Source organism: Endozoicomonas atrinae (genome assembly GCF_001647025.1).
Classification (GTDB): Bacteria; Pseudomonadota; Gammaproteobacteria; order Pseudomonadales; family Endozoicomonadaceae; genus Endozoicomonas; species Endozoicomonas atrinae.
This window is the reverse complement of sequence record NZ_LUKQ02000244.1, coordinates 1-8,080: the sequence shown is the minus strand read 5'-3', so window position 1 is coordinate 8,080 and position 8,080 is coordinate 1. Positions and strand designations below refer to the sequence as shown.

The following is an 8,080-nucleotide window of genomic DNA, read 5'->3' as shown; positions in this document are numbered from 1 at the left end:
ACCATTCGCACCGGAGTTAAACAGCTCAGAAAGGCTATGGGAGTGGATGCGGGAGCATGACTTATCAAACAAAGCATTTTCAGGTTATGAAAATATTGTAGATTGTTGCTGTGAAGCTTGGAATAACCTTTGCAGCGAAGCTGGTCGACTGTTCAGTCTGTGCTCCCGTGATTGGGCAGTTATACAGTAGTTAGAAAATTCAATTGGTATTATTCACAACACTAATGAATAAGGCAATGATAAAAAAAATACTGAATCAGGGATGCCTGATCTTTCTGATTGGGCTAACGGCCATATCAAAGACTTTTGCAGATAATAAAAAAGTGCTGCTGGTAGGTATTGATGGGGTGCAGTTTGAACATATTCACAGGCTGCCCACCCCAAACTTTGACCGTTTAACCATAACCAAAGCTTATGCTGGTGGTATTAAAGGTCGCTTCAACCAGCAGAACACCAGTAGTGGGCCAGGATGGAGTACCATATTAACGGGTGTCTGGGTCAATAAGCACGGGATTAAGAGTAACGATACAGGGCCCGCAAACCGAGACTGGCCAAGTATCTTTCGCTTGATTCATAACGCCAATAACGATGCAGAACTCTATTCATTTTCAACCTGGGGCACCATTAATACGCTCTATTTTCCCTATGATATGCCTTTGCTGGCCGCGCGCTCTGAAGGCGGTGGAGATGATAAAAGCCTGAATCTGACACTGGATGTGGTAAGGAATAACAGCCCGGACTTTATTTTTATACACCTGGATGAACCGGATGGTGCCGGTCACTCTCATGGCTGGGGCGTAGAGTACGATCAGTCCATCATAGACAGCGATAGACGACTGGGTATGTTGCTGGATGAAGTTGAGCAGCGGGAAAAGCTGTTAAATGAAGAGTGGCTGGTACTGGTCACCACAGATCATGGCAGGAATGCGATAACCGGTAATGGTCATGGGAGCCAGACACGCAGTGAGAAGACAGTGTTTATCGCCTCTAATAAAGAGTTGAGTCAGGCATACCAACAATTTGCTTCAATTCCTAATCAGGACTTTGATGGGCTTTACAACGAACCGGCACAAACCTTCATAGTGCCCACCATTTTGCAATATCTGGGCATTGGCAGTGATCTACTGGGGTACCTTGATGGCTTTCCTCTTCTGGGAACGATAGAGCCGCATCAACGGATGTATGCAACCATCGGCAGTGCTCGTTGCGGGTTTGAATGGGATGCCGATGCCGGTACACCAATAGCGCTGGAACGCAGTGAGCATATTGCCAAATTCGATTGTGGTGGGAACAGTGACCCACTGCTGGTGAAAGGCAATTACGTGTATGCCAATATTTATGGTTCTTCCTGTGGCCTTCAATGGAATGCAAAGGCGGGGACACCAATGACGGTCGATGGCAACGAGCATGTTGCCAAATTCGATTGCAGCCAGGCTGGGGATGCAATGACGATCAGCAGTGACTTTATCTACAGCACCATTGATAGCCATGAGTGTGGACTGGAGTGGGATGCTCAGAAGGGCACACCTGTCACATTAACCAGCGAAGAACACGTCGCCAAATTTGATTGTAGTGGCAGTGCTGATCAGTTTTCTTTTGAACTCATTCAGTAAGTCAGGCAACAAAATGATGTATAGATAGTACTCGTAATCGGATTGTAGAGAAGCGGGAAAACTTATGTCTACTGAGCTTAATACTCTGCATTAAAGCTTAACGAGCTTTTCATTTGGAGATCATGGCTCAATACAGACTGCCTTTGACGATAAGCCTGCTTCTCTGCTTTTCTCTGTGCCCGGGCAAACAGCATCAGGGCAGCTTTTTGTCCGATACTGGAATTTAAACAGCTGTAAAGTATCCGCCTAATATAGGTTGGAATAGCCTGTTGGATGAGCTCGTCTTCAAAACTGCTGATCGCCAGATAACATCCAGGGTCGCCCTGTCGGGCACAGCGGCCTGCCAGCTGGCGATCGATGCGGGGGCTATCATGAAACTCCGTTAGAATGACAAATAGCCCTCCATTATCAAAACTCACGGTATCCAGTTTAATGTCAGTGCCCCGGCCGGCCATATTGGTTGCGATAGTGATACGACCGCACGAGCCAGCTTTGCTGATAATGTCAGCTTCCTCCTCACTGTATCGTGCGTTGAGCAATTGATAAGGTAGCCCTTTTGCCTCCAGTAAGCGGGCTATTTGCTCACTGTCATCAATCGTTCGGGTTCCAATCAGTAGGGGCTGTTGCTTATTCAGCGTTTGTTCAATCAGTTCTACTAAGAAGCACCACTTCTCAGCTTTTGTTTTGAACACTTTTTCCGTGTGAATCGTTCGCTGACACGCCTTATGTCTGGGAATTTTCAGAACGGGGAGTCGGTATATATGCCAGAGTTCATTAGCCACTTCATTTACCGTACCGCTAACACCACAGGTGTGATCAAATAAACGGAAAAATTTCTGATAGCTCATTCTTTCCTGGGTTTCATTCGGTGGGGTAATCGTAACCGACTCTTTTGCTTCTACTGCTTGGTGTAAGCCCAGGCTCCATGATCGGTCAGGCATTTTTCGGCCGGTAAATTCATCGACGATAATAACTTTGTTATCTTCAACGATGTAGTCTTTATCGCGTATATATAATTCTTTTGCCTTGATCGCCTGCTCAACCAGCTCGATAGCTTTACGACTGTTTTGCCACAAACCAGCCATCTCGGCCGTCACATTGAGAATTTTATCAATGCCACTGTTGTTGAGTTGGATGTACTTCTGTTTTGTAAACACGCGGTAATGGGTATGCTTCTCTAAATACCTGACGATGTCATTAGCTTCTGATACCAGTGTTTCCAGAAACTTATTTTCTCCCGGTGCGGCAATGATCAGTGGAGAAACCGCCTGATCAATTAGAATGCTGTCGACTTCATCCACAATGACGCTGCTGATTCCCCGGGTTACAAGAGCCGGTTGATAGCCCGATATTTGTCCCAGGATATGATACGCGTGTGAATCACCCCTGCGCAGAAGAATTCTGTCTCGAAGAAAGTCTGCCAGCAGTTCCTGGCTAGTGGTGTAGACGATCTCACAAGCGTATTGCTGTCGGCGCTGTTCAGTTGAGTCCTCTGAAATGACAATGCCACAACTGATTCCGAGGAAATCAGTCAGAGGTGATAAGAACGCTTTATCTCTGGTGGCAAGATAGTCATTAACGGTTAATACATGACAAGGGCGCTTACGCCACGCCAGCAATATACTGGCTAAGCCCGAAACCAGTGTTTTGCCTTCACCGGTATCCATCTCAAGAATATAGCCATTCTGAAGTCCGAGAATCGCAATGATTTGCTCGGTATGTGGTCGTAAAGCCAGTATTTTCAAGGAGGCAGCACCAAGAAGAGCGATAGCCCTGTTAACTACTGATCTGGGTGGATTTGGCTTAATGAAATGAGGACTCAAAGCCACTAATGAATGAGATATCTCTTCTGTACCCAGTAATGAATACTGATCTATCAACGATTGTATTTCTGATGCCTGCTGACTGAAAGCGCTCAACAGGGTGCCCCGACGTTTAATTTTTCCTGCCAGTAAATCAATATGCTTATCAAGCCCATTGAATACCTTCTGACGTTCATGGCCTTTGAAGTGATGAATGCTAAATGATGGAAGCATCATATTTTATAACGCTTCTGCAGTAGCTGATTGATTTGACGATACCACTGTCTTGCCAATGGCTCCGGAGGTAATCCAATTCTCAACACTCCTGAAACACCGTGATAGTAAAGTGCATTAGACTCTTCCGGTAGCTCTGCATACACCTGAAGAAAGGGTTCTTCTGAGCGAACTCCACTCTGGTCGTCCATTCGTGTGGCCAGTTTTCCACCTCCCTGCCACCCAAGAGCGGCCGATGGAAGCTGCTCACTGTGGAATGGAAAAATGTCCAGAGATTGAAGAGAGATGTTGCTGTACTCCTGCCCCTTCAAGCGCACCTCAGAGCGCTGGATATCTTCCTGAAATAAACGACCATTATCATTTTGTAAAACAACCGCAGAAAATCGATAGCCTTCAAGCGAGTAAAGTGTTCCTATGGTTTTTCCCCGCTCTATCCACGAACCCTTTAATGAGTGAATATCGGGAGCCTCCCAAACGCCGCTAATTGGAGCGGTAATGATTAGCTCTTCCTGTTGAACAGAGAGTGTCTCAACGTGCTTTTTCAGGGACTGCTGCTTCTTTAACAGGGGGGCCAGATCCGAGCTTTCCTGTGCCCTGGCCTTTTCAAGCTGTAATTGGTTTTCCTGTATCTGCAGGGAGATCGTTTTGATTTGCCGTAACAGATCCCGGTTTTCCAGTCTTATCAATGGTGTGCCTTGTTCAATAAACGCACCCTCCTGCGCAAGTACCTCAGACAAAAAACCTTCGGTCTGAGTGTTCAGATGGGTGTATTCGGTCGCTTCAACAATACCGGGTACTCTGATGTTATTGGGCACGGGGATGAAACTGATAGCAAGCATCAAAACCGTAATAAAACCGAGGCTGCGCCTTATGGCCTGAGATCGCCTCCGGGCAATTCTCGGGTTGTTCTTCAGGTACTTCACCAGTTTTATAGGGGGAGGAACGACCCAGAGAAATATACTGAGTGCAGCCATGATCAGACCAAGGATCAGATACTTGTCAGCAATATAGAGAACAATGGCGACCATCACGGCAAAGCGATACAGGGTGCTCAACACCGCATAGAGAGAAAGGTATATTGCTTCACCAGTGCTGTGAGCCGGGCTGACCAGTTGCTTGCAGCCAAAATAAAATTTCTCCACCAGGTAGGTGACTTGCTTTTGAGAGCGTTGGAATAGATTGGGGATATCAAGAGCATCGGAGAGCATGTAATAAGCATCAAATCTCAACAACGGGTTACCGTTGAATAGAACGGTTGAGACAGAGGCGATGAACATAATATTGTATGCCAGACTGTTGACCACTCCGGAGCCGGTATTAGCCCACACCATTGCAGCAATAGCGGCTAACCAGAGTTCAACGATCATTCCAGCAGCCCCAACGAATACGCGCTGCCATGAGCGTTTGAATGACCAGCTGGATGTGGCATCCATATAAGGGAGTGGTATCAAGAGAATAAAAATGACGCCAATTGTGTGGACCTCACCGGAATAGTGCCTGCAAACGATGGCGTGTCCAAACTCATGCAACGTTTTTACCAGTGCAATGCTGATATACAACAGGAACAGATTATCAGGCGCCAGCAACCCATTACTTTCAGTAAATAAAACATCAATATTCTCAGCAGCTGTTTTCAGGCCCAGTAAAACGATGATGAACCAGAACAGCAGGCCATAGATTGAAAACAGGGGGCGAAGCAAAGGGCCTATGCGTTGAAGCAGTTTGTCGGGGTCAAACAGGGGGATTCTGATAAACATCAGGCTGAGCAGCTTTGATTTGATTTCCTTTCTTTTAAGCTTCTGCTGACGCTCAAAAACAGCAAGGGTGTCGGTAACGCTGTCGTAGTGAATCAGATTATTGTGATGTAACTGAGTCAGTAACTGAATTACTTCCTGCTGACCAGGAGCCTCTTCCGGGTAATTGTCCAGGAACCTCTGTCAGGCTTCATCAATGGTCTCATTATGGGATAGGCTGACAACAAAACGATAAGTTTCAGGTTTAAGGCGAAAAAAACGGTTGTTGAATGGGTCTTCAAGCACATACCACCAGTTACCACGAAACCGTTGTTTATGTACTTTCGTAGTTGACTTAAGGCAGGCCCGAACATTTTTGATCCGGTGCCAGGAGTCACTGAAGGTTGAAGCTATCCCGGTCATTTTATATCCAGAAGAACAGACGGAGGTAATTGCTGGTCTGGTGGGTCAATATCCAGAACAGGTTACGTTCTCCTGCATCAATTTTGGCGATTCCGGTCATACCCGGATGCCACCATGACTGTTTGCCGGCATTAAGATCCGCAGTCAGTGTGAATACATTGTTGCCATCCTTGACCAGTGCAGCAGGACTGATTCTGGATATTTGAATCGGGTATTCCTTATCCGGTTGGCTCTGAAAGCTGATGCTGCCTGTCTGGCCTTTATGGATCTCATGAATCAGGGACTCATCCAACATGAGTTCCGCTGACAGTTGACTGAGCGACGAAAGCTGCAGTAATACGTCGCCCTTCCTGACCGGAGCTCCATGCATTCTGGACAGGTCCCCTTCAACTACGACACTGTTGTCCGGAGCAGTAATGGTGGCCTTATTAATGTATTCACGTACCTGCTGTAATCGAATATAGGATTGTTGATACCGGGAGTTGGCAATGCGCATTTCAGCAAGTGCATTTTTTGCCCGATGCTTTTCTACTTCGCGTTTCAGGCGATTCAGGTCAGCCACTAGGTTTGCTTCCTGAAGCTTCAGATCATCCGTATTGAGTTGAACCAGAGGCTGCTTATTGAGCACACTGTCACCGGTTTTTACATGACTGCTTTGAATGTATCCATCAATAGGGGCGGTGACATAAAATGAGTCTTCAGCTTTTATAACAAATTCTGCTTCGATCCGATAAGGCCAGGAAGTCAAACCAATGGTCATGATGACAACTACTGTTGTCAGCACTGACAGTTTGAGAAAACTGTTGTCAATACCAAACCATTGTGAAGCCTTTCTTTTTACATGGTGAACGCTTCTCATGGCCCAGTTTTTATCATCCAACTTCAAATTCCACAATTTGTCAGCGAGCTGATCACATAGAATTCTAAGAAGCGTCAGTTCATCAGAAGTGGCCTCATCATTGCGCTTTTCCGCAGTGACAATGGCAATCACCTCGGAATTTTTTCGTATCGGGAGGGATATAACTACGCCACAGTCGTTCTGTTTGGACAGGGCTCGGTGGTTGATGTTTATCTGATGTGATGAGTTATCAGGGAAAATGATTTCACTGTTCTGGTCTAATGCCTCTTCCATGGCATTTTCAATGGCCTGGCAATAGGTCATGCTGCGATTGAACTTTTCGTTCTGGCTGATAGCCTCAAGCTGGACGTATCCATTGTTGACCCAGCCAAAGCTCACATTCAAATATTGATAACGAGTGCATATTTCATTACAAAGTGTGATCAGGCTTTGCTTATAGCCTTCGCTTTGTTGCAATAGAGTTAGAATTTCTAGAACTTCCAGGGCCGTTTTGTTTTGAATGCCCTGCTGCTTGAGGTAAGTGTTGTACAGGTAGGATTTTGGTATGTCGGCGATCAGCTGAAAAAGGTTGCGAAGCAGGTCAGGTGCCTGTTCATTCGACTTTCTGATAATCAAGCAGATAACTACAGGGCTTTTCTGCTGTTCCAGTTCAATTTGGCCACAGATGAATTGGTGTTCACCTCTGCTATCTATGGCTAGGTTATTAGGGGCAGTTCTGGTTTTATCCGCCAGCTCTGCCATAAAGCGGATAGTGTCAGGGGCAAGGGCTGTTCCCTCAGGATAAACCAGTCGGGTTACCCAGTGTTTCTGGTCTGATACGAGCAGCAGGGCATGCTCTGCGTGAAAGAAAGACCCTGCTTGGGCAAAAAACTGATGCCAGAATTCAACAGGATTGCCATTGAAGTATCTTAGCTCCAGCAGCCTTTCAATGTATTGACTGCTATTTTGCCACTGGCGTGCATTCTTCATATCTTATTTATTCTGAATGACGAACAACGTTAGGCTGTTGTAAGCGATTGTTTTTGTAGAGTTGTCGGCATCATGATAAATCATTGTCGTATAAAATTAAATCCCATAATCCGCTTGCAGAACTGAATTTGAAGAGATTATTTTTTATTGAAATCATAGTATTGAATATTTTTTTTCTTTATGGGACATTTGTCCCATTTTTTATAGTTAAAATACGTTTTTTGGGTCGGTTTGCCCTTTTGAGTTGACATGGACGGTGGCTGTTTTTGCTAGGGGTTATCAGGTTTTTTAGGTACCTTAGTCTTTAATAATTATTATATTTACGCCATGTGCGACTTTTAGGTTTGCATAAGGAGACATGACTGAACCTGCTTTCTGCTATTAAAAGCAGTAAAAAGCAAAAAAGAAGGTTTCAGTCATGCCCGTTGAAGAGTTTATCACTACAGT

The 8,080-nt window shown here is 45.5% G+C and carries 5 protein-coding genes and 1 pseudogene; 2 read left to right on the top strand and 4 right to left on the bottom strand.

Annotation, left to right across the window (positions count from 1 at the left end; all coding sequences use genetic code 11):
• Nucleotides 1-190, top strand: a pseudogene (locus AK963_RS35770) (IS630 family transposase); the annotation flags it as partial.
• 46 nt (nucleotides 191-236) lie between these two features.
• Entirely contained in the window at nucleotides 237-1,613 is a 1,377-nt protein-coding gene (locus tag AK963_RS22725) for an alkaline phosphatase family protein (protein WP_066017704.1), read from the top strand.
• A gap of 77 nt (nucleotides 1,614-1,690) precedes the next feature.
• Here the strand turns inward: AK963_RS22725 and AK963_RS22720 are convergent, their stop codons facing one another.
• From AK963_RS22720 to AK963_RS22705, 4 genes are all read right to left on the bottom strand, one after another.
• Nucleotides 1,691-3,652, bottom strand: coding sequence for a preprotein translocase subunit SecA (locus AK963_RS22720; protein WP_066017703.1), 1,962 nt, complete (start codon nucleotides 3,650-3,652; stop codon nucleotides 1,691-1,693).
• Nucleotides 3,649-5,406: a site-2 protease family protein gene (locus AK963_RS22715; protein ID WP_066017702.1), complete on the bottom strand. Its 1,758-nt coding sequence runs from the start codon at nucleotides 5,404-5,406 to the stop codon at nucleotides 3,649-3,651. Before AK963_RS22715 ends, AK963_RS22720 begins: the two co-directional genes overlap by 4 nt.
• 180 nt (nucleotides 5,407-5,586) lie before the next feature.
• A complete protein-coding gene (locus AK963_RS22710; protein ID WP_066017701.1) occupies nucleotides 5,587-5,805 on the bottom strand; it encodes a hypothetical protein in 219 nt (72 codons plus the stop codon).
• Between the two features lies 1 nt (nucleotide 5,806).
• On the bottom strand, nucleotides 5,807-7,633 hold the full coding sequence (locus AK963_RS22705) for a GAF domain-containing protein (RefSeq protein ID WP_066017700.1): 1,827 nt from the start codon (nucleotides 7,631-7,633) through the stop codon (nucleotides 5,807-5,809).
• Between the last annotated feature and the right edge of the window lie 447 nt (nucleotides 7,634-8,080).

Bases quoted from the DNA above. Each gene is read 5' to 3' on its own strand.
- AK963_RS22705 (WP_066017700.1), bottom strand. From the start codon at position 7,633: ATGAAGAATGCACGCCAGTGGCAAAATAGCAGTCAATACATTGAAAGG.
- AK963_RS22725 (WP_066017704.1), top strand. From the start codon at position 237: ATGATAAAAAAAATACTGAATCAGGGATGCCTGATCTTTCTGATTGGG.
- AK963_RS22720 (WP_066017703.1), bottom strand. From the start codon at position 3,652: ATGATGCTTCCATCATTTAGCATTCATCACTTCAAAGGCCATGAACGT.
- AK963_RS22710 (WP_066017701.1), bottom strand. From the start codon at position 5,805: ATGACCGGGATAGCTTCAACCTTCAGTGACTCCTGGCACCGGATCAAA.
- AK963_RS22715 (WP_066017702.1), bottom strand. From the start codon at position 5,406: ATGTTTATCAGAATCCCCCTGTTTGACCCCGACAAACTGCTTCAACGC.